Genomic DNA, 26,801 nt, shown 5'->3' with positions numbered 1-26,801 from the left:
TTTTTGCAAAGTAAAGTAATTGTTTTACAACACCTTTGTGATCCGATTTAGGCAGTCTACTAGTTTTATAATACTTGGTTTTATGTGTCTTCGATCTCCTGCCGTTGATTTATGCGGATATCGTTTATGCGGATGTTGTTTTGCGCGGATGTCATGCGCTTCAGGTGTGAAACCAGACAGGAATCCGGTGGTTGAAGGCTGTTATAGAGGCACGGATGATCCTGCCATACCATTCACGTTATCGTTCGAGATTTACCCCGAGTTAAAGAACCCACCACTATGAATCTTACCGAATTAAAGAATACGCCAGTTTCTGAGTTAATTACTCTTGGCGAAAATATGGGACTGGAAAACCAGGCCCGCATGCGCAAACAGGATATTATCTTCGCTATTCTGAAACAGCATGCCAAAAGCGGCGAGGATATTTTCGGCGATGGTGTGCTGGAGATATTGCAGGATGGCTTCGGCTTTCTTCGCTCCGCAGACAGCTCCTACCTCGCAGGCCCCGATGATATCTACGTTTCTCCCAGCCAAATCCGCCGTTTTAACCTTCGCACTGGTGACACTATTTCTGGCAAAATTCGTCCGCCGAAAGAAGGTGAACGCTACTTTGCACTGCTGAAAGTTAACGAAGTCAACTACGACAAACCTGAAAATGCCCGCAACAAGATCCTGTTCGAAAACTTAACGCCGCTGCACGCAAACTCTCGTCTGCGTATGGAACGTGGTAATGGTTCGACAGAAGATCTAACGGCGCGTGTGCTGGATCTGGCTTCGCCGATCGGCCGTGGTCAACGTGGTCTGATCGTTGCACCGCCAAAAGCGGGTAAAACCATGCTGCTGCAGAACATCGCGCAGAGCATCGCTTACAACCATCCTGATTGCGTGCTGATGGTACTGCTGATTGACGAACGTCCGGAAGAAGTGACCGAGATGCAGCGTCTGGTGAAAGGCGAAGTGGTTGCGTCAACGTTTGACGAACCCGCTTCTCGTCACGTTCAGGTTGCTGAAATGGTGATCGAAAAAGCGAAGCGTCTGGTTGAGCATAAGAAAGACGTTATCATCCTGCTGGACTCTATTACTCGTCTGGCGCGTGCTTACAACACCGTGGTTCCGGCTTCGGGCAAAGTGTTGACCGGTGGTGTGGATGCTAACGCCCTGCATCGTCCGAAGCGTTTCTTCGGTGCGGCGCGTAACGTTGAGGAAGGCGGTAGCCTGACAATCATTGCCACTGCGCTGGTTGATACCGGTTCTAAGATGGATGAAGTGATTTACGAAGAATTTAAAGGTACAGGTAATATGGAACTGCACCTGGCGCGTAAAATTGCAGAAAAACGCGTGTTCCCAGCGATTGATTACAACCGTTCTGGTACGCGTAAAGAAGAACTGCTTACCACCTCTGAAGAATTGCAGAAGATGTGGATTCTACGCAAGATCATCCACCCAATGGGTGAGACCGATGCGATGGAGTTTCTCATCAACAAGTTGGCGATGACGAAAACCAACGATGAATTCTTCGATATGATGAAACGTTCATAAATCCGAGCGTTCATCTATATATACCCTAAATAATGCGAGTTGCAGGACAAAACGCTGGCGTTTTGAACAACGCAAAGCGTTGGCCCCTCAGGGCGAGGCTCAGAGATGAGTCGAGTATTGCCAACGCACATGCGGCTTGAAGTATGACGGGTATATTACGGATAACTCGGGGAACGCCACGCTGGGTCGTGGCGTTTTTTTATCCTCCGATTGGTCAGATGTGAAGGGGCTTTCTACTGGGAAGCTGCGGTTATCACGTCAATTTGTACTGGCGATCAACATGGGCGATAGGATATAAGGCGTAAACCGAGTCTATACTGAACAGCTACAGCGCAGCTGTTAACGGTGAACTTACTCACTATGAGTACCGAATTACTATTTATTTTCTTGTTTTCTCTTGGCTTTATTTTTTTTGCTCGCAGCATCGCGGGTAAAATAGGGCTTGTCGATCGTCCCAACTACCGTAAACGCCATCGGGGGCTTGTGCCTCTGGTTGGTGGTATCTCCGTGTATGCAGGTATCTGCTTTACCTACTTTATTACCGATCAATATATCCCCAATTTCCGTCTTTACCTGCTATGCGCGGGCGTGCTGGTGTTTATCGGCATGCTGGACGATCGTTTTGATATCAGCGTGAAAATTCGTGCTGTTGTGCAGGCGCTTGTCGCCGTGGTGATGATGGCGTTTGCTGGCTTGACGCTACATAGTCTGGGATACATTTTTGGCCCATGGCAGATGGGGCTGGGGCCGTTTGGCTATCTGGTCACGCTGTTTGCCGTTTGGGCGGCGATCAATGCGTTCAATATGGTGGATGGGATCGATGGGTTGCTCGGCGGGTTGTCCTGCGTCTCATTTGGGGCGATGGGCATTTTGCTGTACCTAAGTGGCCACATGAATCTGGCATTGTGGTGTTTTGCCATGATTGCGGCGACGTTGCCTTATATTTTGCTTAACCTCGGCATGTTTGGACGGCGCTACAAGGTCTTTATGGGCGATGCGGGTAGTACGATGATTGGCTTTACGGCTATCTGGCTCTTGATTCAAACGACGCAAGGCCCCCAGCACCCAATTAATCCGGTTACTGCCCTGTGGATTATCGCGATCCCATTGATTGATATGATCGCCATTATGTATCGGCGCTTGCGCAAAGGGATGAGTCCGTTCTCGCCTGACCGACAACATATCCATCATTTAATGATGCGGGCTGGTTTTTCTCCCCGCCAGGCGTTTGTGCTGATTACGCTTGCTGCCGCCTTGTTGGCTTCGGTCGGCGTGTTGGGAGAACACTTCTTTTTTATACCCGAATGGTTCATGTTGGCATTATTCTTGCTTGCATTTCTATTGTATGGCTACTGCCTGAAACGAGCATGGCGGGTCGCCCGTTTTATCAAGCGAATCAAACGGCGTATGCGGCATTCCGATGAGGAAAAGCAGTCATCCTGACCAAATAATTTTGGGGAAGTAATGAAATCAGAGAATTTGTCTACCGGGAATGCGTTGATTGATAACGAGCTGGATATCCGTGGGTTATTTCGCCTGCTGTGGCGTGGTAAGGTGTGGCCGATAGCGATTGGCCTGCTTTTTGCCGTTGTCGCACTAGGCTATTCCTATTTGGTGAAACAGGAGTGGAGCGCGACAGCGATTACCGATAAGCCGACGGTCAATATGCTGGGCGGGTATTATTCGCAGCAGCAATTCCTGCGCAACCTCGACGCCCGATCTTTTTCTACGCCTCAGCCCGAGCAACCGTCTATTTCGGCTGATGCTTATGATGAATTCATCATGCAATTAGCGGCTTACGATACTCGCCGCGATTTCTGGTTGCAGACTGACTATTATAAGCAGCGCCTAGAAGGTGATGAGAGATCGGATGCCGCTCTGTTGGATGAACTGGTCAACAATATCCAGTTTACGCCGCGTGACGATGGGAAAAAAACCAATGATTCCGTGAAGCTGGTGGCGGAAACTGCTACGGATTCCAACACGCTGCTTCGTCAGTATATGGCGTTTGCCAGCCAGCGCGCCGCTGATCACCTGAATGAAGAGATTAAGGGGGCCTGGGCGGCCAGAACCATTTTCCTGAAGTCGCAGATCAAGCGTCAGGAAGCGGTAGCAAAAGCGATTTACGACCGCGAAGTCCGCAGCGTTGAACTGGCATTGAAAATCGCTCAGCAGCAAGGTATTAGCCGTAGCCAGACGGATACGCCAACAGATGAAATCCCCGCATCGGAAATGTTCCTGCTCGGCAGGCCGATGCTTCAAGCCCGACTGGAAACGTTGCAGACCAGCGGCCCGCACTATGAACTGGATTACGATCAAAATCGCGCGATGTTGGCGACGCTGAACGTCGGCCTAACGCTTGAGGGCAGTTTCCAGACATATCGTTATTTGCGTACGCCGGAAGAACCGGTGAAGCGTGACAGCCCACGTCGGGCATTCCTGATGGTGATGTGGGGGGCGATTGGCGCGCTAGTGGGTGCGGGTGTTGCCTTGGCTCGTCGTCCGCGCTAACCAGTTTGCTGATGTTCAGTGAGCGCCTGCGTCTAACCTGATTAAAGAGATTCAATGTGAAAGTATTGACTGTTTTCGGCACCCGGCCGGAAGCCATAAAAATGGCGCCGCTGGTTCATGCCTTGGCTCAGGATGGAGCCTTTGAATCGAGAATTTGCGTAACAGCCCAGCACCGGGAGATGCTGGATCAGGTGCTGCGTTTGTTCGATATTACGCCGGATTACGATCTGGATATTATGCGACCGGGACAGGGACTCAGTGAGATATCCTGCCGGATTTTATCAGGACTGGAGCCCGTTATGACGGAGTTCAAACCGGATCTGGTGTTGGTGCACGGCGATACCACCACGACGTTGGCAACCAGTCTGGCGGCTTTTTATCAGCGTATTCCCGTCGGTCACGTAGAAGCGGGATTACGTACTGGCAATTTGTACTCGCCCTGGCCGGAAGAGGCTAACCGCAAATTGACCGGGCATTTGGCGATGTACCATTTCGCCCCGACGGAAAACTCTCGCCAAAATTTACTGCGTGAGCATCTGTCTGATCGGCATATTTTTGTGACGGGTAATACAGTCATTGATGCGCTGTTCTGGGTGCGCGATCGTATTCTCGGGGATGCCTCGCTACGTCGCAACCTCGACGAGAAATATGCCTTTTTAGACGATAACAAGAAGCTGATTCTGGTGACTGGACACCGACGCGAAAGTTTTGGCGGCGGTTTTGAACGTATTTGCAACGCGCTGGCGGATATTGCCCGCCGACATCCTGACGTGCAAATTGTGTATCCGGTTCATCTGAATCCTAACGTCAGCGAGCCCGTGAATCGTATCCTGAGCAGCATTGATAATGTGATGCTGATTGCGCCGCAGGACTATCTGCCTTTCGTGTATCTGATGAATCGTTCTTACATGATTTTGACCGACTCTGGCGGCATTCAGGAAGAAGCCCCGTCATTAGGCAAGCCTGTATTGGTGATGCGTGATACGACAGAGCGGCCGGAGGCGGTGGAAGCCGGTACGGTCAAGCTGGTGGGTACGGAAGTGGCGAGCATTGTCGATGCGGTATCTATGCTGTTGACGGATGAAGAGGCGTATCAGGCAATGAGTCGAGCCCATAATCCTTATGGCGATGGACAAGCCTGTCAACGCATCGTTGATGCTTTAAAAAATCGCCAGGAGCGATTTTAAACGCCGTCCCGCGGCGGCCCGATTTACAGAATGCAAACGGTGATAATGGAATAGAAGAGTAAAGCGTTTGCGCCAGGGACAAAAACGTCAGGAACGTTTTTGAACGTCGCTAGCGACGGCCCTGAAAGGGTGAATCTCAGAGATGAGATTCATATTCGCGCAAGCCGAGCGTACAGGGATGTATTCACAGCGTCTTTACGATCTATCCATTATCACCGCTCAATGCATCTCTCAGTATCCGAGAAATAATTATGGTGACACTATGAGCTTTACTACCATTTCCGTAATCGGTTTGGGCTACATCGGTTTACCCACCGCCGCGGCGTTTGCGTCGCGCCAGAAAAAAGTCATCGGTATCGATGTGAACAAACTGGCGGTCGAAACCATTAATCGCGGCGAAATCCATATCGTCGAGCCCGATCTGGATGCGTTGGTCAACGTGGCAGTGGAAAAGGGTTACCTCCAGGCGATGACAAAGCCTGTGCCAGCCGATGCGTTCCTGATTGCCGTTCCTACCCCTTTCAAAGGCGATCACGAACCCGATCTGGCCTATGTTCAGGCGGCTGCGGCGTCCATCGCGCCTGTGCTGAAGAAAGGCGATCTGGTGATTCTGGAGTCGACATCCCCGGTGGGCGCGACCGAGCAAATGGCCGAGTGGCTAGCCGACGCGCGCGCGGATTTGACGTTTCCGCAGCAGGTGGGGGAAACGGCGGATATCAATATTGCCTATTGTCCAGAACGTGTGCTGCCGGGACAGGTTGTGGTCGAGCTGATTAAAAACGATCGCGTGATTGGCGGCATGACCCCAGTGTGCTCTGCTCGCGCCAGTGAACTGTACAAAATCTTTCTTGAAGGTGAGTGTGTGGTGACTAACTCCCGCACCGCCGAAATGTGCAAGCTGACGGAAAACAGCTTCCGTGACGTCAATATTGCTTTTGCCAATGAGCTCTCGCTGATTTGTGCCGAACAAAACATTAACGTATGGGAACTTATCCGATTGGCAAACCGCCATCCCCGCGTCAATATCCTGCAACCTGGCCCTGGCGTCGGCGGACACTGCATTGCGGTCGACCCCTGGTTCATCGTGGCGCAGAATCCGCAGCAGGCCCGGTTGATTCATACCGCCAGATTGGTGAACGATGGCAAACCGCTCTGGGTGGTGGATCGCGTAAAAGCAGCCGTGGCGGATTATCTGGCGCAAACGGATAAACGCGCGAGCGAGGTTACGGTGGCCTGCTTTGGGCTGGCGTTCAAGCCCGATATTGACGATCTGCGTGAAAGCCCTGCGGTGGGTATCACGTCCATGATTGCACAGTGGAATACTGGCGTGACGTTAGCCGTCGAACCGAATGTCAAACACCTGCCGTCCGTGTTGGCCGGACAGGTAAAGCTGGTCGATACCGGCCGTGCATTAAAAGAAGCCGATGTGCTGGTCATGTTGGTTGATCACCGTCAGTTTAAAGTGATTAACCCAGAAGATGTGAAACAACAGTGGGTTATTGATACCAAAGGAGTATGGCGTTGAAACGTATTTTAATTACCGGTGGTGCAGGATTTATTGGTTCGGCGTTGGTCAGATACATTCTGACGGAAACGCAGGACAGCGTCGTTGTTGTTGATAAGCTGACCTATGCGGGCAACCTGTCATCGCTGGCTCCCGTTGCTGATAGCTCACGCTTCGCGTTCGAGCAGGTGGATATCTGCGATCGTGCTGAATTGGACCGTGTCTTTACGGCTTACCAGCCTGCGCTAGTGATGCATCTGGCGGCAGAAAGCCACGTCGATCGCTCTATCGATGGCCCTGCGGCGTTTATCGAAACCAATATTGTCGGCACCTATACCATGCTGGAAGCGGCACGCCACTACTGGCAGAACCTGGCTGATGCCGATAAGCGTGCGTTCCGTTTTCACCATATCTCCACCGATGAAGTGTTTGGTGACCTGCACGGGACGGACGATCTGTTTACAGAAACCACGCCTTATGCACCAAGTAGCCCTTATTCCGCATCGAAAGCCTCCAGCGACCACCTTGTTCGCGCCTGGCTGCGCACCTACGGGTTCCCGACGGTTATCACCAACTGCTCGAATAACTACGGTCCTTACCATTTCCCTGAGAAGCTGATTCCGCTGGTGATCCTGAATGCGGTCGCGGGCAAACCGTTACCGGTTTACGGTGACGGTGCGCAAATCCGCGATTGGCTGTTTGTCGAAGATCACGCTCGCGCACTGTACAAAGTGGTGACAGAAGGCGAAATCGGCGAAACGTACAACATCGGCGGCCACAACGAACGGAAAAACATTGAAGTCGTGCAGACCATTTGTGCGTTGCTAGAAGAACTGGCGCCGAAGAAACCCGCTGGTGTGGAACATTACCGCGATCTCATCACCTACGTGAAAGACCGCCCCGGTCACGATATGCGTTACGCGATCGATGCCGGGAAAATTGAACGTGAGCTGGGCTGGCGTCCAGAAGAAACGTTTGAGACGGGCATGAGAAAAACCGTCAGTTGGTATCTGAATAATGAAAAATGGTGGCGCAGCGTGCAGGATGGTTCTTATACCGGCGAACGTTTAGGGTTGAGCGACTAAACCTACCCTGTGGCAGAAGTTGGAAAAGCAGAAGTTGGAAAACCAGATGGCGGAAAAGAAAGGAGCGACACAATGCCCCATCCGATATCAGTAGGAAAGGGGAGGATTCGCGCCACGGTTGAACCGCTGGCCTGGGAGAGTGAATTCTTCCAGATGAACAGCGGGAAACTGAATTTTTCGCCTTCTGCACCTGCGTTGACGCTCGATGCACTGAATGCATTGACGCTGACGCAGGCCAAAATTGCGGCGGACAATCTGGTGCTGGCAGATGCGCTTGCCGATCTTGGTTTTCGGTTGGTGGAAGGCGAGGTCGATCTCAGTCTGTCGCTGGAACGGGAAAGGGTAGTGACGCTGCTACCGCGTTGGCGTGAAGCTACGCTCGACGATATCCCTGCACTGAGGGATGCGGCGTCACGTGTTTTTGCACTGAGCCGTTTTCGTTCTCCGTGGTATCAGCTGCAGGATAGCGGACGTTTCTATGCGCAGTGGATTGAAAACGCCGTACGCGGTACGTTCGACCACTGCTGTTTACTGGCGGAAGATGCCGCTGGCAATCTGCAAGGATGGGTCACGCTACGTAGAATGGATGACACGGATGCCCGTATCGGGCTACTGGGCGTCTGGCCGGGTGTTACGGTACGGGGCATCGGTTCACAACTGATGGTGCTGGCGGAAATGTGGTGTCGACAACAAGGGTTGGTACGTCTTCGGGTCGCGACACAGGTTAGCAACGTAGCGGCGCTTCGTCTTTATCTTCGCCGTGGAGCCATGATTGAGAGCACGGCGTATTGGTTATACAGGTGATCACATGATTCCATTTAACGCGCCACCGATTGTCGGGACGGAACTGGATTATATGCAGGCTGCCATGAGCAGCGGTAAATTGTGTGGCGATGGGGGATTTACCCGCCGTTGTCAGCAGTGGCTGGAACATTATTCCGGCAGTAAAAAAGTCCTGCTCACGCCTTCCTGCACCGCTTCGTTGGAGATGGCTGCGATATTGCTCGACGTTAAGCCCGGCGATGAAGTGATCATGCCGAGCTATACCTTCGTTTCTACCGCCAACGCCTTTGTGCTGCGCGGTGCGAAGATCGTGTTTGTCGATATCCGCCCAGATACCATGAATATCGATGAGACGAAAATCGAAGCGGCAATTACGGAAAAGACGCGCATTATCGTACCGGTTCACTATGCCGGCGTGGCCTGCGAGATGGACGCGATTATGGCACTGGCGAAGAAATACGATTTATATGTCGTGGAAGATGCCGCGCAGGGCGTGATGTCCAGCTACAAAGGCCGCGCTCTGGGCGCTATCGGCCATATTGGCTGCTTCAGTTTTCACGAAACCAAGAACTACACCTCGGGCGGCGAGGGCGGCGCCACGCTGATTAATGACGCAAGGCTGGTGGAGCGTGCGGAAATTATCCGTGAAAAAGGCACTAACCGCAGCCAGTTTTTCCGTGGGCAAGTGGATAAATACACTTGGCGTGATATCGGTTCAAGCTACCTGATGGCGGATATTCAGGCTGCCTATCTTTGGGGACAGTTGGAAGCGGCGCGGCCGATCAACGAACGTCGTCTGAAACTGTGGCAGAACTACTACGTGGCATTCAAATCGCTGGCCGATGCCGGGCGTATTACCCTGCCGACCGTGCCTGCCAATGGGATTTACAACGCGCACATGTTTTATATCAAACTCAGCTCGCAGGATGATCGCAGTGCCTTTATCAATTACATGAAAGAAGCCGAAATTATGACGGTCTTTCATTATATTCCGCTACACAGTTGCCCAGCCGGTCTAAACTTCGGTCGTTTCTCTGGTGAAGATCGTTACACCACGCAGGAAAGCGAACGGTTGGTGCGTTTACCGCTGTTCTACAACCTGTCAGACGTCAATCAGCGGACGGTGATTAATACCATTCTGAGCTTCTTCTCCTGATATGTCGTTGGCGAAAGCATCGATATGGACGGCCGGTTCCACGCTGATAAAAATCGGCGCAGGGCTGGTTGTTGTCAAACTGCTGGCGGTCGCTTTTGGCCCCAGCGGCGTGGGGATGGCAGGTAATTTCCGCCAGCTTATTACGGTGTTGGGCGTGTTAGCCGGTGCAGGGATCTTCAACGGCGTCACTAAATACGTGGCGGAGTATCAGCAACAGCCGGAACGGCTGAGGCCTCTGCTCGGTACGTCTGTCACGCTGGTGCTGGGCTTCTCCACGCTGCTGGCGATTCTCTTTTTGGCGGCCGCAACGCCTATCGCTAATCTGCTATTTGGGCATGACGACTATCGCGATGTGTTGCGGGCGCTGGCGTTTATCCAAATGGGTATCGCCTACGCCAACCTATGTCTGGCGATCCTCAAAGGCTATCGGGATGCGATAGGCAACGCGCTGGCCGTCATCGGTGGCAGCCTGATCGGGCTGGTGGCCTTTTGGCTCTGCCTGCAACTGGGTGGCTATGTTGGTGCGTTGGCAGGGCTGGCGCTGGTGCCTGCGCTGCTGGTGATTCCGGCAGGAATCATGCTATTGCGGCGTACGCCGCTGGCGCTGACATCGCTAAAACCCGCGTGGGATCGTGCGATTGCCGGACAGTTGGGCAAATTTACGCTGATGGCGTTAATGACGGCGGTGACGCTGCCCGTTGCGTACATCATGATGCGTAACCTGCTGGCGGCACATTACAGCTGGGATGAAGTAGGTATTTGGCAGGGCGTCAGCAGTATTTCCGATGCTTACCTGCAATTCATTACCGCCTCCTTTACCGTGTATTTGTTGCCGACACTCTCGCGTCTGACGGATAAAGCTGCGTTGGCGCAGGAGATTGTTCGCTCGCTGAAATTTGTGTTGCCCGTCGTGGCAGGCGTCAGCTTTTGTGTGTGGCTGCTGCGAGATTTTGCCATCTGGCTGCTGTTCTCCAGCGAGTTCACGGCAATGAGAGATCTTTTCGTTTGGCAATTGGTAGGCGATGTAATGAAAGTGGGCGCTTACGTCTTTGGCTATCTGGTCATTGCGAAAGCGGCGCTGCGCTTTTATCTGCTCACGGAAGTGAGCCAGTTTCTCCTGCTGACTGGGTTTTCCCACTGGTTGATTCCGCTTTATGGCGCACAAGGTGCGGCGCAGGCCTATATGGCAACCTACCTGGTCTATTTTTTGCTTTGTTGTGGCGTATTCATTATTTACCGTAGGCGAGCATGACGACACTGATTCATGTATTGGGATCTGACATCCCGCATCATAACCAGACCGTTTTACGTTTTTTTAACGACGTACTGGCGACGGAACTCCCCGAGCAGCAGATTCGGCATTTCATCGTGGCGTCCCGCGACGGTATTTCATCGGCCGATTTCCCCGCGCTGCGTATCGAAACCTGCGTGGATAAGAAAACGCTGGCTGAGGCAGTCATCGCCAGAGCCAAAGCGAACCGCAAGATGCGCTTTTTCCTGCATGGGCAGTTTAATCCCACGCTGTGGCTGGCGTTGCTGAGCGGAAAAATCAAGTCTGAACAGGTTTACTGGCACGTGTGGGGCGCGGATTTGTATGAAGAGGCGAGCAGCCTGAAATATCGCCTGTTTTATCTGCTGCGGCGTATGGCGCAAAAGCGTGTTGGACACGTGTTTGCCACATGTGGCGATTTGGCGTGGTATCAGCAGCGTTCACCTCGCGTGCCGACGTCATTGCTGTACTTCCCAACGCGAATGGATCCAGCGCTAACGGGCATGCAGGTGGATAAACCGCTGGCAGGGCCGATGACGATTCTGGTCGGCAATTCTGGAGATCGCACCAATCGCCATCAGGCAGCGCTGCGGGCGATTCACAAGCAGTTCGGGAAAAATGTGCGGGTGATTGTGCCGATGGGCTACCCCGCGAATAACGCGTCCTACATCGCACAGGTGGAAAAGGACGGTTTGGCGCTGTTCGGCGTGAAAAATTTCCAACTGTTAAAAGACCAACTGGCGTTTGATGATTATCTCAACATGCTGCGCACTTGCGATTTGGGCTATTTTATTTTCGATCGCCAGCAGGGAATCGGGACGTTATGTCTGCTGATTCAGTTTGGCGTGCCGTTCGTGATCAGCCGACAAAATCCGTTCTGGCAGGATCTGACGGAACAAGGGCTGCCCGTGTTGTTTTACGGTGATGAATTGGATGAGGCGCTGGTGCGTGAAGCGCAGCGCCAACTGGCATCAGTGGATAAGCACCAGATTGCGTTCTTTAATCCCAATTATCTGCAAGGCTGGCGCGACGCGCTGGCATTGGCGACGGGAGAACCAACATGACGCTGGGGCAATTTGGTGGGCTGTTTGTCGTCTACCTGATTTCAGTCATCTTTATCCTGAACCTGACCTGGATGGAGTTCCGGCGGGTACGTTTTAATTTTAACGTGCTGTTTTCCCTGCTCTATTTGTTGACGTTCTATTTTGGTTTTCCGTTTACCTGCGTGCTAGTGTTCCGGTTTGGTGTTGAAGTGGTTCCCGTGCAGTTCCTGCTTCAGGCGATGCTGTCTGCGACGGCGTTCTACGCGATCTATTACGTCAGCTATAAGACGCGGTTACGCCAGAAAGCCTCCGCGCCGCGTGCGCCACTCCTGACGGTGAACCGGGTGGAAGCCAATCTGACCTGGCTGCTGTTGGCGTTGATTGCGGTCGCCACCGTCGGTATTTTCTTCCTCAACAATGGCTTCTTGTTGTTTAAGCTGCGTTCTTACAGCCAGATATTTTCCAGCGATGTATCCGGCGTGGCGTTGAAGCGCTTCTTCTACTTCTTTATTCCGGCGATGCTGGTGGTGTATTTCCTGCGCCAGACGCAGCGTGCATGGCTACTGTTCCTCATCGGAACGGTCGCGTTCGGGATGCTGACGTATGTGATTGTTGGCGGAACGCGTGCGAATGTGATTATCGCCTTCGCCCTATTTCTGTTTATTGGCATTGTGCGCGGCTGGATTACGCTCTGGATGCTGGTGGCGGCTGGTGCGTTCGGGATTGTCGGGATGTTCTGGCTGGCACTGAAGCGCTATGGGTTGGACGTCAGCGGTGATTACGCCTTTTATACGTTCCTCTATTTAACCCGTGACACCTTCTCGCCCTGGGAAAATCTGGCGCTGCTGTGGCAGAACTACGACAAGATTGAATTCCAGGGACTGGCACCGATTGCCCGTGATTTCTACGTCTTTATTCCCTCCTGGCTATGGCCGGATCGTCCGAATCTGGTGTTAAACAGTGCGAACTATTTCACCTGGGAAGTGTTGAATAACCACTCTGGGCTGGCAATCTCCCCCACGCTGTTGGGCTCACTGGTAGTGATGGGGGGCGTGCTGTTTATCCCGCTCGGCGCGATTGCCGTAGGGTTGGTTATCAAGTGGTTCGACTGGGTGTACGAGTTAGGGAAGAACGACAGCAATCGCTATAAGGCCGCTATTTTGCAGGCGTTCTGCTTCGGGGCGGTGTTCAATATTATTGTGCTGACGCGTGAAGGCGTCGATTCTTTTGTTTCGCGTGTGGTGTTTTTCTGTCTGGTTTTCGGCCTGTGCTTGCTCGTTGCCAAGCTGCTCTATTGGCTGCTGGAAAGCGCCGGACTCATCCGGCAGCGTCTGATGCGTAGGCGAGCCACGCCGATCGCGCCGACACCCAACACCGTGGAGCCTGTGATAACGGAGCAGGTATGACAGCGTTAAAAACCACAGAGACCATTCCTCTGTATACCATTCGTGGTTTGCCCATTCACGGCTTTCGCAATATGGCGCAGTTTGTTGATTACCTGTTTACGGGCGAGCGGGTTGAAACAGGCACGCTCGTCGCGATTAATGCTGAGAAAGTGCTGACGGCGGAAAAAGACGTCGCGCTGCGAGCGTTGCTCGATCGCGCTGAGTACAAGTATGCGGACGGCATCAGCATCGTGCGCTCCATTCGGCGCAAATACCCGCAGGCTGACGTCACGCGGATTGCAGGCGCTGATCTGTGGGAAGTGCTAATGGCACGAGCGGGCAAGGAGGGAACGCCGGTTTTTCTGGTGGGCGGCAAACCTGATGTGTTGTCACAAACGGAAACGAAGCTGCGGGCGCAGTGGAACGTGAATATTGTCGGCAGTCAGGATGGCTATTTTACGCCAGAGCAGCGCGATGCCCTGTTCGAACGTATCCGCGCTAGCGGTGCGCAAATTGTTACCGTCGCGATGGGGTCGCCACGACAGGAAATCCTGATGCGTGATTGTCGTCACCACTATCCTGATGCGTTGTATATGGGCGTGGGTGGTACCTACGACGTCTTTACCGGGCATGTGAAGCGCGCCCCGCTGGTGTGGCAAAATTTAGGACTGGAATGGCTGTATCGCTTGCTGTTCCAGCCGAGCCGTATTTTTAGGCAGCTTAGGCTGTTGAAATATGTTGCCTACCACTACAGCGGTCGCCTGTAGGTTCTTTAATATCGATACGCGATGTCTTTACTGGTTGGTGTCGCGTTTTTAGCCGTGGTTTAGCTGTGTTATTTAGCTTGGAATGAGCAAATCATAATCAAACGCATCATTTCGATAAAAAAGCACTAGACAGCCAGTCACTAAGCCCGTAATATCCCGCCCCGCAACGGCGCTAAGCGCCCGTAGCTCAGCTGGATAGAGCGCTGCCCTCCGGAGGCAGAGGTCTCAGGTTCGAATCCTGTCGGGCGCACCATTATATTCTGTATGAAGTATGTTGTGTGCAAGAGCTGCGGTGGTAGACCTTCTTTTCGTAAAGAAAGTATCCCGTAAAAAGGAAGTACTGCGTAATAAGTCGTTGATGTAAAGTGTGGTGATGGTGGCTATAGCTCAGTTGGTAGAGCCCTGGATTGTGATTCCAGTTGTCGTGGGTTCGAGTCCCATTAGCCACCCCAGATTTTGCAGTTATAAATTATAGTAGTTGATTGACAGTTTGTGAGTTATGCGAAGGTGGCGGAATTGGTAGACGCGCTAGCTTCAGGTGTTAGTGTTCTTACGGACGTGAGGGTTCAAGTCCCTCTCTTCGCACCACACACAAACGAGAACATCAGTGATGTTCAAAAAAGCAGTACATTCGGCGAGTAGCGCAGCTTGGTAGCGCAACTGGTTTGGGACCAGTGGGTCGGAGGTTCGAATCCTCTCTCGCCGACCAATTACAAAGAAAAGCACATCGAAAGATGTGCTTTTTTTTCGTCTGCAATTTGCCTTCTCTGGCGAAAGTCTTGCCGGATTTATCAACCCGACAAGACGTTGTGGTTCCCTGCGATATAGCGTGCTACAGCGCGTAATGCACTGGCGCTAGCGCGCTGCTATCGATACTTTCTCGCATTGATTTTAGTGCGGTATCAAAAGGACACAGTGTGCCTTTTTCTGTCTTCTGGCAGCCCTGAGAGGTAAATTCCTCTTTCAGTAACGGCTGCCGATCGTCAAGCGGCGTCAGTGAACGAATCTGATCCAACGATTGCGTCTGGAAATAGATACGCAAAAAACGCTGCTGAGTGGTGGTATCGCGCCAGCGTTCGAACACCAGGCTGCCCGCGGGCGGAATGTTATCGGCGGTATCGCCGGGTAGCTGCCAATGAAACTGCAACAGTGTGCGTAGATAGGCGATATTGGTATCGTGAGCGACATACAGCAAGTAAGGGACGGCTGGTGGCTCGCCTTGTGTGGGGTCCTGTTCTGCTGGCGTTCCCTGCGCGAGTGCTTGTGCGATTTGCTGCATGAATAGCGAGCCACCGCGCTGTGCGATATAGGGCACATCATTGGTGAAGTCGTATTTAGCGGTCATCGGGGCCATCAGCGGGACGAGATCCTGTGTGTTGCGGACATGACCAAAGGCAACTTGTGCCAGTGGCAAGTTTTCGCTGTACTCCAGCAGGAAAACCTCGCTCATATTTGCCAGCGTATTCAGGCCGCTGATAGAAATCGAACCGTCTTTATCCTGTTTTATCGCCCACGGTTTATCAAACACCGGGCAGGGTTTGTCTGCTTCGCATACGACCTGTTTTAACAGCTCGATGCTGGGTTTAAGACGCTGATAGGCGATATCCAAATCACCTCCCATGGCTTTCAGTACCTCAGCCTTTGCTCGTTCGGGGTCAAGCGTGCCAATCCCCATTTTATCCCCGTGGAACAGCGGATCCTGCTTCTCATCCTCAACGGCATGCGTCGCAACGCCGCAGCCCGGAAACATGCCGTCCATATAGGCTTGTGCGGTTGCGCGGGTGCGTTGTAGCGGACTGGCGAGCACATAAATCTGCTGTTCCGTTGGGCAACCTGACGCGAACAGATGCTGTTGACGATAGTATTCACCCTCGTAGCGGCCTTTTAATACAGTGGCGGCATAGCCATGCCCGGTTAATTCACCTTCCCGCGTGACCCACTGAGGCCACTGTCGTGCCGTGCCGGATTCCAGTGCCACCGTGTTAGATTCTGTTGGAGGACGTACGCCATGACGGCTGATTTCAACGACCTTTTCCAGAAGATAGCGATCCTGAGCCAGGGCCTGAGTAGAGAAGGCTGAAATAATGATCATGGTAATCAATAAGCTACGGAGAGTACGTAATGTCGTGTGGTAAAGCATGATAATCCTTCGTCAGCGGTCATACGGATAAGGAGTTTCATTGTAGGTGGGAAAAAGTGACAAGCCGGTTTTTCAGCAGGGAAGAGAGTGTTAGCGAACATTTCTACATGCATAGTTTGCAATCAAACTTTTTGATCTAAGATAGATCCCGAAGGTATAAAGCGCATAATTTCCGCATGTTATATTTTTAAAAATTAAAAAGACGATATAAATCCCCGCCTGATAAATCCAACACTAACGAGTTAATTATGGCATCACATCTTATTGATTTTCTTCTTATAGGGAATAACTTTGGCACGCCTGAAATGCGCGGCGTATGGTCCGAGCATAACCGCCTGACTAAACAGGTCGAAGTAGAAGTTGCCCTGGCGCTTGCCGAGGGTGAACTGGGTGTCATTCCGCTGGATGCGGCAAAAACCATTGCAGAAAACGCTGACGCAAGCGCGCTTAACGTTGAAGAGATTGCCAAAGATGCCGCGCGTATGAAGCACTCTCTGATGCCGACAATTGCCGCGATTCAGAAACAGTGTGGTGCCGCGGGTGAGTTTATTCACTATGGCGTGACCACGCAGGACATCGTTGATACCGCGACAGTGTTACAGCTGAAACAATCTTTTGATATTGTCGTCAGAGATACACAACTGCTGGCCGTTGAGTTGAAACGTCTGGCAAAGAAACACCAGCATACGCTGATGGCCGGTCGTACCCACGGTATGCAGGCGCTGCCTACCACGTTTGGCTTCAAACTGGCCGTCTGGCTGGATGAATTTATCCGTCACCTTGAACGTCTGGGTGAAATCAAAGAACGTGTTTTGGTTGGCAACATCAACGGTGCGATTTGCACCTATGCCTCTTTTGGCGAGAAAGGGCCGGAAATCGAGCGTCTGACGCTGGATAAGCTGGGGCTGAATACGCCGAATATCGGCTGGCAGTCTGCCCGCGATCGCTTCTCTGAATATGCTTCTGTTACGGTTCTGATCAGCGGTACGCTGGGCAAAATCGGCAACGAGCTGTACAACCTGATGCGCACCGAGATTAACGAAATCGAAGAGCCGTTCTCCGAAGGGAAAATCGGTTCTACTACGATGCCGCATAAACGCAATCCAGCTGCGCTGGAAGGGCTGGCGAGCCTGACTGCTCCGCTGTTTAAGAGCGCTGCGTTGATTCATGAATCCATGAAAGTTGAGCATGAGCGTGATGCGATGAGCTGGCGTGCGGAGTGGATTGCGCTGCCGGAAATCAATATCTATCTGTCCGCTCAGCTTCAGAATGCGCTTGGCATTCTGCGTGGCATGTCCGTCAACGAGAAGCAGATGCTGGCGAACCTCGATCTGCAAAACGGCCTGCTGCTGTCTGAAAAAGTGATGTTCGAGATTGGTAAACGTCTCGGCAAGCAAACTGCTCACCATCTGGTCTATGAATGCTCAATGCAGGCATTCGAGCAAAATCAGTCCTTTAAATCGGTGCTGCTGGCGCATCCAGTGCTTTCTGAACAGGTGACCGCCGCCGATCTGGATGAATGGCTGAATCCGGCTAACTACGTTGGCAGTGCGCCGCAGAAGGTTGATGACGTGATTCGCTATGCAGATAACTCCGGCCTGCTGCCAGCATAAGGTGACACCATGAGTATCGTATTTCGTCAGGCCACGCTTGCGGATGATGAAACTTTTCTGGCGCTGGCGCTGGCGGCATTTGAGCCGATTCGCCAACTGGGTATCAACTTTTCCGCCGCCCATGCAGATATCGACATGGTCCGTACGCATATTGCCTCACACGGCGTTTATGTGATGGAAAAAGACGGTGAGATGGTGTCGTCATTTACCATCCGCTATCCGTGGGGACCGGAGCCGGGCCCGTTCGGTCTACCTCATCTGGGCTGGTTTGCAACGCACCCTGGCTATAAAAAGCAGGGACTGGGTAAGCAAATGATGAGCTGGCTGGAGGAAGAAATTCTGATTAACCAGCTCAAAGCCCCTGCGGTGTCGCTTGGCACCGCGCAAAACCATCCGTGGCTGATTGAGATGTACAGAAATTATGGTTTCAAGGAAGTCGGGCAGACGAATCTGGGAAAAGGACACCTGACAATCTGGATGGAAAAAATCCTTGATAACCCATTGTATGACCAGTGGAAAGATAAAAAATCAAAAAGAGAGGCAGTAAAATGATGAAAAAAGTAACGTTGTCTGTTCTGGCGCTGACGACAGCCTTTCTTGTAGCTGGCTGTGACTCTGGGAAGAGCGGCTCTGAGCAGGAAAAAGTACTGAAAGTGGGTTCAACAGGTCAAAGTTATCCAAGCGGCTTCAAGCAAGATAACAAGTTGGTTGGGTTTGACGTTGAAGTGACGGAAACCATCGCGAAAGATCTGAACTATAAAGTTGAGTGGGTTACCGCCGATTTCAGCGGCCTTATGGGGCAGTTGGAAGCGAAAAAGCTGGATACTGTGGCGAACGTGGTAGCCATTACTCCAGCGCGTCAGGAAAAATACAATTTTGCTCAACCGTATAGCTTCTACGGCAGCCAGATTGTGACGCACAAAGACAACGCGGACATTAATACACTGGCTGACCTGAAAGGGAAGACGGTTGCTGGGGTTCTGGGTTCCAACCACGTCAACAACCTGAAAAAAGCGTTTGCCGACGGCAGCGTGAATATTCGCACCTATGAAACACGCGATGGCGCGATGAACGATGCGCTGTCTAAACGTGTTGAAGGCTACGTGAATTCACGTCCGATTCTGTTGGCAGAAATCAATAAGCGTAACCTGCCGTTCAAACTGGTCGGCGAGCCGCTGGTGATTGAAGAAGTGAGCTTCCCGTTCCATAAGGACGAGAAAGGTGATGCGCTGCGTAAGCAGTTCGATGCAGAGTTAACGAAAATGCGTGCAGATGGACGCCTGAAAGCGATCTCCGAAAAATATTTTGGTGAGGACATCTCTGTTCCACCGAAAAAGTAACGTTATTGCCGCTTGTCGGTTGACTTATCACCTTCTCCACCGGCGCAGTATGGCCGGTGGAAGCATTAATGGTATGACTCATGAATGTCGATCTTGCCTACCTGTTAAAAGTGTTTCCTCAGGTATTAATGTATTTGCCGACCACGCTGTTCCTTGCCGTGGTTTCGATGTTTTTTGCTATGGTTCTCGGCCTGATACTGGCGTTAGTCCGTGAAAGCAAGATCGTCGTGGTCGTAAAAATCGTCGAACTGTATATCTCGCTGTTCCGCGGTATTCCGTCGCTGGTTCAGCTGTTTATCATCTACTTCGGCTTGCCGCAGCTATTCCCCGGCTTATCCAATCTGGATGCGATGACGGCCGCGATTATCGGCTTTAGCCTGAAAACATCCGCCTATATGGCTGAGATTTTCCGCGCGGGCTTGGCCTCGGTGGATTTCGGCCAGACGGAAGCGGGCCTATCCATTGGCATGAGTAAAGCGCAAGTTTATCGCCGCATTGTGTTGCCTCAGGCCATGCTGAATGCGCTGCCCGCAACGGGGAACACCTTCATTTCCCTGATTAAAGATACTTCGGTGGCCTTTGCGCTGGGCGTCTCCGAACTGTTCGCGGAAGGCAAAATGATTGCTGCTGAATCTCTGCGTTTCTTTGAGACCTTCCTGGTTGTCGGTCTGATTTACTGGATGGTGATTGTGGTTTACGCCTGGCTGCAAAAGCAGTTGGAGAAGAAACTGAATCACTCGCTACAGCGATAAGGGGCTGACATGATCAGTGTAAAGAATCTTTCTAAACGCTTTGGCGATCAGGTGGTGTTAGACAACATTAGTCTGGATATCGCGAAAGGCGAAGTCGTGGCGATTATCGGTCCATCGGGTTCAGGTAAATCCACGCTGCTGCGCTGTCTGAACCTGCTGGAAACGCCAGAGTCGGGTACGATCGAAATTGGCGAACAAACGCTGGATACGCGCCGTTACTCCGCTAAAGAGGCCTATGCGCTGCGCCGCCAGACGGCGATGGTATTCCAGAGTTACAACCTGTTTAAGAACAAAACAGCGCTGCAGAATGTGACGGAAGCGCTGATTGTCGTGAAAAAAATGCCGAAGAAGCAGGCGGATGAAATTGGTCTGGCGCTGCTGGAGCAGGTCGGTCTGCTGCCGCAGGCGGCACAATATCCGGTGACGCTGTCCGGCGGACAGCAACAGCGCGTGAGTATTGCGCGTGCGCTGGCGGTGGATCCGAAGGCGATTTTGTTTGATGAACCGACCTCGGCGCTGGATCCGGAAAGGGTACACGAAGTGCTTCAGGTGATTCAGAAGCTGGCGAAAAACGACACCACGATGGTGATCGTCACCCATGAAATGCAGTTTGCGAAAGAAGTGGCTGATCGCGTGATCTTCATGGCGGACGGGCACATCGTTGAGGAAGGCCCGGCGGAGCAGGTGATTAGCTTCTCGGACAATCCGCAAACCCAGCGTTTCCTGCGTCAGTTGACCAAGCTGCCTGAGCCGCTTGAGTACGATATTTAACGCATACGTAGATACACCTGCACGCCTGAACAAGGCAGCCCTGTCAGGCAGGGCACGATAATGTGGAGCAAGTATTCATGAAAACAGCATCTCAGCACGAGCCTCTGGCTCAGTTTATTCAGGCGTTTCGCCACGATTTACACCGCCATCCTGAACTGTCGAATCAGGAGTTCGAAACTACGAAGAAGATTCGTGCGGTATTGGAAAAAGAGGGGATTCGCATCCTCGACCTGCCGTTGAAAACCGGTCTGGTTGCTGAAGTCGGCGGCCTTCAGGATGGTCCACTGGTCGTGGTACGTTCTGATATCGATGCCCTGCCGATTGAAGAAGAGTCTGGCGTAGAATTCACGTCGCTCAACAAAGGCGTGATGCACGCCTGCGGTCATGATTTTCACTCTTCCGCGGCGCTGGGCGCTGCGATTCTGCTGAAAAAAATTGAGCCGGAGCTGAAAGGCACGGTGCGAATTTTGTTCCAGGCTGCTGAAGAGACAGGATTGGGCGCGCCGGAAGTCATCGCCGTTGGTGCGTTGGACAATGCGGTAGCGATTTTTGGCATTCACAACGATCCGACGCTGCCGGTTGGCGTCATCGGTGGGAAAGACGGCGCATTGACGGCGGGCGTTGACCGCTTTGAGATCAAGATCGCAGCGAAAGGCTGTCACGCCGCGAAGCCGCATGAAGGCAACGATCCGATTATCATTCTGGGTCAGCTGATTTCTGCTGTACAGACCATTATCAGCCGCACGGTGTCTTCTGACAACAACGCGGTGGTGTCGATTACTCAGGTTCATAGCGGCAGCACCTGGAACGTGATCCCAGACACGGCCTATGTTGAAGGCACGGTCAGAACGTTCAATCAGGCCGCGCGTGATTTAATTGAACAGCGTTTCCGTCAGATTGTTGCAGGTATCGCTAGCACCTTTGGCGCAGAAATTGAGTTCCTGTGGCACGCAGGGCCGCCGTCGGTGATCAACACGCCAGAGTGGGTTGAGTTTGCGCTGAATGTGGCGAGTGACGAAGGGTTTGAAGCGCGTCGCGTGGAAGCCAGCCCGATTGGTGAAGATTTTGCGTTCTATCAGCAGAAATTGCCGGGTACGTTCATGATGGTCGGCTCCGGCGGACCGTATGCGCTGCATCACCCGAAATTCCGCGTCGATGATCGCGCGCTGTTCCCGACCGCGCACTATCTGTATCAGGTCGCGAAGCAGAGTTTAGAACAGCTGTCCTCCCGTTAAGCGAATCCTGTCCGCGTCGGTTTCTCGGCGCGGATATTTCCCCTTTTTTAAATTAAATCAATAGCTTTGATTGAACTGTCGGAAAAACACGACACTCTAGGGGTTCTGCTGTCGCAAAAAAGAGACATTTAATCCATTGATTAATAATGATTAATATTTTATCTGATAAATGCGTCTCTGAATGGCGACAGGTTTTGTGAGCGCGATCTCGTTTTTATCACCCATTACACGTTTGCTTTTCTTCCAGTGAAGAAATAAAAATAGTATTTATTATTAGTTAGTTACCGTAATTTCATTAGATAGTAATAATAAATTTATGCATATTGGCATAATTTATGCTTAAATAAGCGCGTAGATGCTCATTCCACCTTCTATGCTTGCTTCGGCTTCATAATCCTGGGAATGACGCAGAGCCAATTTGAGGTGCCTATCGTCCAACTCCAGATGAAGATGCAAATCTCCATCGGGCCTTCCGGACATAACGTTGAGTGAGGCACCATTCTGTTGTCTGACAGACCTGATATTTTCAACGCTTACCGTTTATCGGTAAGCGTTTTTTTTCGTCTGAGTAAAATGCTCGGTAGCCGTCTTCTGTCGGACTAGATGAAACCGTCCATAAAAAGAGAAAGGCTCCAAAAAGGAGCCTTATGCAAGGGATAACGTCGCGATCAGTCGGCAGGCTGCTGTAGGGTGAGTAACAGCCCTTCGCGCCGCATTTGCGCCGCTTCATCCGGCAGATGTAACCGATCGAGTGCATCGGCACGCCAGGCATAATCATAAGCGTCCGGTCGTAATTCCAGTGCGGTGCGGAAAGCATCGCTGGCCTGCTGCCATTCGCCGTGTTTCATCAGTAATTGGCCTAACGTGCTGCTCAGCAGCGCAGTAGCGGCTTGCTGCTTGATGTACTGGCGCAGCACTTTTTCCAGCTGTTCTGGATTACCAGCTTTGAGGCGTGGCATTAGCAGAATCAAACGTTCGTCATACTGGCGCTTGAGACCGTCGAGAATGATCTTCTGAGCGGTATCATGCTCGTCACACTCGATCAGATGCTCAACCATCGCGACCTGAAGCGGGATCTCATGGCGAACTTTACGGCTCTGATTATTCCACCACGACTTCAGCCCTTCGCTGCCGCCATCCGCCATCGCCTGATTCATCAGACCGATATAGGCTTGCTGTTGCAGATCCAGCAAACGTTCTTCAGGGTACAGATTGATCTTGCGCATCGCAGGCAGAATATCCAGCAGCGCACTATAGGCGTGAGTACGCAGGAAAGCCTGCTCTGCTAAACGCAGAACCTCAGGGTGGCGGGGCGCGACCTCCAGCAGTTTGTCGACGCCGTGACGTGCGGCATGATCTTCATTACGCGCTAGTTGAATACGCACGCGCGTAATATCCACCGGAAGCTGATCGGTATCTGCAACCTCGGCGGCACGCTCCAGATATTGCTTGGTACGAAACTCGTCACCGCGCTGCTGGGCGGCTTCGGCTGCCAGCAGGTAGTTAACCACGGGCTGCTCGGCATGGTCGGCATTGCGCGTCAGTAGCTTCTCTACCTGTAAATAATCTCCCTCGGCCAGCTTGAGCAGCGCAGCTCTGGTCTGTTTTCTGGCGCGAGTGCGTTTACGGCCGAGGAACCAGCCGCGCGTGCGGGATCCGGTACGAAAGATCCGGCGGAGCACCCATTCCACTGCCACAAAGGCGAGGAAGAACAGTAGCAGCATGATGACCAGACCGGTCACGCTGGTTTGAATGTCATAGTTATCCGTTTGGATCAGGACGTAGCCTTGGTGACCCGCGACGATCGGGCCGATCACCACGCCTGCGATCAGGATCAGGAACAGCAATAAGACTTTTAGCATGCTCATTCCCCTTGCTGTGTGGCTGGCGCCTGAGCCAATAGATTACGAACGCGCGTTTGCATCAGTTTTTCCAACAGCGCCTGACTTTGTAGCTCCATCGGGACATCCAGTGAAACCGAATGCTGGCTTAAGGCATCGAGCTGATCTAAAAAGGCCTGCGTCGTGGGGTCGGTGGTATCGAAGTAGGCGCGAACCCAGGTTGCTGCCGTTTCCAGCGACTGTTTGTACACTTCATTCTGGTGGCGAGGAATAGCCTGTGCGGCAACCAGTAGACGTGAGCGAATATTCTCGCGCAGATACACATCCTGATTCGGTGCCAGCAGCGGTTCGGCCGCGCTGTCGCGGCGGCGAATGGTGATAAAATCAGCCAGGAAATTGTGCCAGCTCTTGCTTAGATTTTGTCGCCACTCGCTCAAGGAAGCGGACAACTCTGTGCTGTTGGCGTCCATCGGCGCTTCATCGGTGTTGTTGTCGGCGAGCTGCAAGTTGTCCAACTGGTCGGTGAGCTGATTGACTTTCAGGATGATGCCATCAAAATCGACCTGACTTACGCCTGCCAGCGCTCCGATATCGTTGGTCAGCGCACGGCGGATTTCTATCAGGCTGGGATCGTTCATTTCCGCCAGGCTGGCGTCCGCGCTTTTCAGCAATGCGCCTGCGGTGGTGACGTCTTTGTCGCTCCACAGCTTGCGTCCTGCCAGTTTCACCAGAAAATCGGCCTGAGCGATCAGCCAGGTATTGGTGTCATGGCTGGAAAGCGCCGCCAGCTTATCGCGCAGCTCGTCTGACTGACGCGTTAGCGCCTCAAGACGCTGTGCGGCAGTCTCCTGCGCTTTGCTTTGCTGCTGTTGAGCGTCCAGCCATTGCTGCTGCTCTTGCTTGTGCCGCTGCTGTAATGTGTTTAACTGTGCTTCCAGACGTTGAAGCGCGGCCGTTTCTTTCTGCGCCTGCTGGTGGCCGTGATAATACAACCCCGCGCCTATTGCCAGCGCAATCACAATCGCGATCGCCCCTAGCACGGCACCGCTACGTTTGGGCTGCGGTGCGGGATCCTGCTGCTGGTGCACGGGTTCAACCCGTTCAGCAACCTCGTCGGATGGAGCTGTGGGGGTATTGTGTTCCGTCATAATGGTACATCCCATGATCAGGTTTATTGTAGTGCGCGCACGAGCGCATCGTTATCGGCGTTATCGGCCACTCGGATATCGCGCCAGCCAAGCTGACGACCCTGTTCTGCCAGCCGTTCGCTGACGACGATCAACTGGCAGCCGAGTAACCAAGAAGCCCGATAGTAATCAGGTACTAAAGTATAGATCCGTTGTAGCATTTCTCCGCTGGTAATCACCAGTTTGTCGATGCCTATTTGTTGCCAGTGGCGGCTTTGCTCTAGCCCGTCATAGTGAACATCTCTGCGCTGATAACATTCACAGTAGGTCACCTGTGCGCCCCGCTCGGTTAGCGTTTCCCCCAGCAGTTCCCTGCCGCCGTTGCCGCGCAGCAATAATGCGCGTTTACCGGAAACATCTTGCAGGTCAGGGAGTTGCAGGAGCATTTCGCTGGTTTCGCGTTCGGGAGGGTAGATTACCGGATGGGCGCTGGTTTTATGCAGCGCCAGTGCCGTGGTGCGACCAATCGCATAATAAGCGAGATGGGCAGGCCAACTGATGCCCGCTCGTGCCAGCATCGGATCGGCGTAATGAATCGCGTGTTGTGAAAGTGCAAACACCAGATCGTCTGGGTGCAGTGCCTGCAACAAGGTCGGCAGGCTGGCGAGTTCTCGTCCGGGTGAAAACTCGATCAGCGGGCTGTGCCAGGCGTTATAGCCGAGCTTTCTTAAACGGGTCACCAGTTGTTCGCCAGTTGGTGACGGACGGGTAACCAGAATCGTCATGATGAGCTTGACCCTTGATAAACGGCTTGAAGGATGGCGCTGGCCCCTTTTGCCAGTAGCTCTTCAGCCAGTGCAATCCCGAGTTGTTCGGCATCGGAGACGCTTCCTTTACGTTCACCGACGATCATTTGGCTGCCGTCCGGCGCGCCAACCAGCGCACGTAGCCACAGCGTATCGCCTTCCAGTTCGGCGTAGCTGCCAATCGGCACCTGACAGCCGCCTTCAAGGCGTACATTCATGGCGCGTTCAGCCAGTACGCGGGCCGCGGTAGCGGGGTGATTGAGTGGGGCAAGGAGTTGACGGACATGTTCGTCATCCAAACGGCATTCGATGCCGATAGCGCCTTGTCCGACGGCTGGCAGAGATTCTTCCGGGCTTAACGCACAGCGGATACGCGCTTCAAGGCCAAGACGTTTCAGGCCCGCGACCGCAAGAATAATGGCGTCATACTCGCCGTTATCCAGTTTTGACAGGCGTGTGCCGACATTACCGCGCAAATCTCGAATCACCAGATCGGGACGTCGGGCGCGCAGCTGGCACTGGCGGCGCAGGCTGGAGGTGCCGACACAACTGCCTTCTGGTAATTGATCGAGGCTGTCGTAATGATTGGAAACAAAAGCGTCGCGCGGGTCGTCGCGTTCGCAAATGGTGGTCAGGCCGAGGCCATCTGGGAATTCGACGGGCACATCTTTCATGGAGTGGACGGCAATATCGGCGCGCCCTTCAAGCAGCGCCAATTCCAGTTCTTTAACAAACAATCCTTTACCGCCGACTTTTGCCAGTGGCGTATCGAGGATGATGTCGCCGCGGGTGACCATCGGTACCAGCTCCACGTGTAAATCTGGGTAGAGGTGGTTTAAACACTGTTGAACATATCGTGCTTGCCATAGGGCGAGCGGGCTTTGTCGGGTGGCAATTCGAATAATATTGGCTAACATGCTTGATACCGTTTTTATCATTTTCCGCC

Annotated in this window: 23 protein-coding genes and 4 tRNA genes; 22 read left to right on the top strand and 5 right to left on the bottom strand. The window is 52.7% G+C overall.

What is annotated here, in order from left to right:
- Positions 1-279 precede the first annotated feature (279 nt).
- From rho to DMB82_RS19120, 16 genes are all read left to right on the top strand, one after another.
- A complete protein-coding gene (gene rho, locus DMB82_RS19195; RefSeq protein WP_102116948.1) occupies positions 280-1,539 on the top strand; it encodes a transcription termination factor Rho in 1,260 nt (419 codons plus the stop codon).
- A gap of 345 nt (positions 1,540-1,884) precedes the next feature.
- Complete coding sequence (wecA, locus tag DMB82_RS19190; RefSeq protein ID WP_116162790.1) at positions 1,885-2,982, top strand: UDP-N-acetylglucosamine--undecaprenyl-phosphate N-acetylglucosaminephosphotransferase; 1,098 nt, start codon at positions 1,885-1,887, stop codon at positions 2,980-2,982.
- A gap of 21 nt (positions 2,983-3,003) precedes the next feature.
- Positions 3,004-4,050 (top strand): ECA polysaccharide chain length modulation protein, encoded by a 1,047-nt coding sequence (wzzE, locus tag DMB82_RS19185; RefSeq protein WP_102116946.1) that lies wholly within the window; start codon positions 3,004-3,006, stop codon positions 4,048-4,050.
- 56 nt (positions 4,051-4,106) lie between these two features.
- A complete protein-coding gene (gene wecB, locus DMB82_RS19180) occupies positions 4,107-5,237 on the top strand; it encodes a non-hydrolyzing UDP-N-acetylglucosamine 2-epimerase (protein ID WP_102116945.1) in 1,131 nt (376 codons plus the stop codon).
- 262 nt (positions 5,238-5,499) lie between these two features.
- Positions 5,500-6,762, top strand: a complete 1,263-nt coding sequence (wecC, locus tag DMB82_RS19175) for a UDP-N-acetyl-D-mannosamine dehydrogenase (RefSeq protein WP_102116944.1) — start codon at positions 5,500-5,502, stop codon at positions 6,760-6,762.
- A complete protein-coding gene (gene rffG / locus DMB82_RS19170) occupies positions 6,753-7,826 on the top strand; it encodes a dTDP-glucose 4,6-dehydratase (protein ID WP_189644263.1) in 1,074 nt (357 codons plus the stop codon). Before wecC ends, rffG begins: the two co-directional genes overlap by 10 nt.
- A gap of 72 nt (positions 7,827-7,898) precedes the next feature.
- Positions 7,899-8,630 carry a dTDP-4-amino-4,6-dideoxy-D-galactose acyltransferase gene (gene wecD, locus DMB82_RS19165; RefSeq protein ID WP_116155304.1) on the top strand — a complete coding sequence of 244 codons (732 nt, stop codon included), beginning with the start codon at positions 7,899-7,901 and terminating at the stop codon, positions 8,628-8,630.
- A gap of 4 nt (positions 8,631-8,634) precedes the next feature.
- Positions 8,635-9,765 (top strand): dTDP-4-amino-4,6-dideoxygalactose transaminase, encoded by a 1,131-nt coding sequence (gene rffA / locus DMB82_RS19160; protein ID WP_102116942.1) that lies wholly within the window; start codon positions 8,635-8,637, stop codon positions 9,763-9,765.
- 1 nt (position 9,766) lies between these two features.
- Positions 9,767-11,017, top strand: coding sequence for a lipid III flippase WzxE (gene wzxE, locus DMB82_RS19155; RefSeq protein ID WP_116155303.1), 1,251 nt, complete (start codon positions 9,767-9,769; stop codon positions 11,015-11,017).
- Positions 11,014-12,099, top strand: a complete 1,086-nt coding sequence (locus DMB82_RS19150) for a TDP-N-acetylfucosamine:lipid II N-acetylfucosaminyltransferase (RefSeq protein WP_116155302.1) — start codon at positions 11,014-11,016, stop codon at positions 12,097-12,099. The genes wzxE and DMB82_RS19150 overlap by 4 nt, the downstream gene beginning before the upstream one ends.
- Entirely contained in the window at positions 12,096-13,484 is a 1,389-nt protein-coding gene (gene wzyE / locus DMB82_RS19145; protein WP_102116939.1) for an ECA oligosaccharide polymerase, read from the top strand. The genes DMB82_RS19150 and wzyE overlap by 4 nt, the downstream gene beginning before the upstream one ends.
- Positions 13,481-14,230, top strand: a complete 750-nt coding sequence (gene wecG, locus DMB82_RS19140) for a lipopolysaccharide N-acetylmannosaminouronosyltransferase (RefSeq protein WP_102116938.1) — start codon at positions 13,481-13,483, stop codon at positions 14,228-14,230. Before wzyE ends, wecG begins: the two co-directional genes overlap by 4 nt.
- 176 nt (positions 14,231-14,406) lie before the next feature.
- Positions 14,407-14,483 (top strand) — tRNA-Arg (locus DMB82_RS19135).
- 123 nt (positions 14,484-14,606) lie between these two features.
- A tRNA-His gene (locus DMB82_RS19130) sits at positions 14,607-14,682 on the top strand.
- Between the two features lie 49 nt (positions 14,683-14,731).
- A tRNA-Leu gene (locus DMB82_RS19125) sits at positions 14,732-14,818 on the top strand.
- A 44-nt stretch (positions 14,819-14,862) separates the two neighbouring features.
- Positions 14,863-14,939 (top strand) — tRNA-Pro (locus DMB82_RS19120).
- A gap of 123 nt (positions 14,940-15,062) precedes the next feature.
- On the opposite strand, the gene DMB82_RS19115 is transcribed toward DMB82_RS19120, so the two are convergent.
- Positions 15,063-16,370, bottom strand: coding sequence for a histidine-type phosphatase (locus tag DMB82_RS19115; RefSeq protein ID WP_116162788.1), 1,308 nt, complete (start codon positions 16,368-16,370; stop codon positions 15,063-15,065).
- Positions 16,371-16,618: 248 nt separating this feature from the next.
- Between DMB82_RS19115 and purB the strand changes: the two genes are divergently transcribed.
- The 6 genes from purB (at position 16,619) to DMB82_RS19085 (ending at position 22,081) form a co-directional block, all read left to right on the top strand.
- Positions 16,619-17,983 (top strand): adenylosuccinate lyase, encoded by a 1,365-nt coding sequence (gene purB / locus DMB82_RS19110; protein WP_010294611.1) that lies wholly within the window; start codon positions 16,619-16,621, stop codon positions 17,981-17,983.
- Positions 17,984-17,992: 9 nt separating this feature from the next.
- A complete protein-coding gene (locus DMB82_RS19105) occupies positions 17,993-18,535 on the top strand; it encodes a GNAT family N-acetyltransferase (protein WP_102116936.1) in 543 nt (180 codons plus the stop codon).
- Positions 18,532-19,323 carry an amino acid ABC transporter substrate-binding protein gene (locus DMB82_RS19100; RefSeq protein ID WP_102116935.1) on the top strand — a complete coding sequence of 264 codons (792 nt, stop codon included), beginning with the start codon at positions 18,532-18,534 and terminating at the stop codon, positions 19,321-19,323. The genes DMB82_RS19105 and DMB82_RS19100 overlap by 4 nt, the downstream gene beginning before the upstream one ends.
- Positions 19,324-19,403: 80 nt before the next feature.
- Positions 19,404-20,075 (top strand): amino acid ABC transporter permease, encoded by a 672-nt coding sequence (locus DMB82_RS19095; protein ID WP_116162786.1) that lies wholly within the window; start codon positions 19,404-19,406, stop codon positions 20,073-20,075.
- A 9-nt stretch (positions 20,076-20,084) separates the two neighbouring features.
- The gene (locus DMB82_RS19090; protein WP_116155299.1) at positions 20,085-20,846 is read left to right on the top strand and encodes an amino acid ABC transporter ATP-binding protein; all 762 of its coding nucleotides are present in this window, start codon (positions 20,085-20,087) and stop codon (positions 20,844-20,846) included.
- Between the two features lie 77 nt (positions 20,847-20,923).
- Positions 20,924-22,081: a M20 peptidase aminoacylase family protein gene (locus DMB82_RS19085; protein WP_116155298.1), complete on the top strand. Its 1,158-nt coding sequence runs from the start codon at positions 20,924-20,926 to the stop codon at positions 22,079-22,081.
- Between the two features lie 668 nt (positions 22,082-22,749).
- Here DMB82_RS19085 and hemY read toward each other — a convergent pair.
- From hemY to hemC, 4 genes are read right to left on the bottom strand one after another with little or no spacing between them, the layout of a single operon-like run.
- A complete protein-coding gene (hemY, locus tag DMB82_RS19080; RefSeq protein ID WP_167469139.1) occupies positions 22,750-23,943 on the bottom strand; it encodes a protoheme IX biogenesis protein HemY in 1,194 nt (397 codons plus the stop codon).
- A gap of 2 nt (positions 23,944-23,945) precedes the next feature.
- The gene (gene hemX, locus DMB82_RS19075) at positions 23,946-25,070 is read right to left on the bottom strand and encodes a uroporphyrinogen-III C-methyltransferase (protein ID WP_102116931.1); all 1,125 of its coding nucleotides are present in this window, start codon (positions 25,068-25,070) and stop codon (positions 23,946-23,948) included.
- A gap of 23 nt (positions 25,071-25,093) precedes the next feature.
- Positions 25,094-25,834: a uroporphyrinogen-III synthase gene (hemD, locus tag DMB82_RS19070; RefSeq protein WP_102116930.1), complete on the bottom strand. Its 741-nt coding sequence runs from the start codon at positions 25,832-25,834 to the stop codon at positions 25,094-25,096.
- A complete protein-coding gene (gene hemC / locus DMB82_RS19065) occupies positions 25,831-26,772 on the bottom strand; it encodes a hydroxymethylbilane synthase (protein WP_039277692.1) in 942 nt (313 codons plus the stop codon). Before hemC ends, hemD begins: the two co-directional genes overlap by 4 nt.
- Between the last annotated feature and the right edge of the window lie 29 nt (positions 26,773-26,801).

The sequence above is a fragment of the Pectobacterium aquaticum genome (assembly GCF_003382565.3).
In the GTDB taxonomy this organism is placed as follows: domain Bacteria; phylum Pseudomonadota; class Gammaproteobacteria; order Enterobacterales; family Enterobacteriaceae; genus Pectobacterium; species Pectobacterium aquaticum.
Note: the sequence above shows the minus strand (reverse complement) of the source record. Positions and strands in the feature narration are given on the sequence as shown.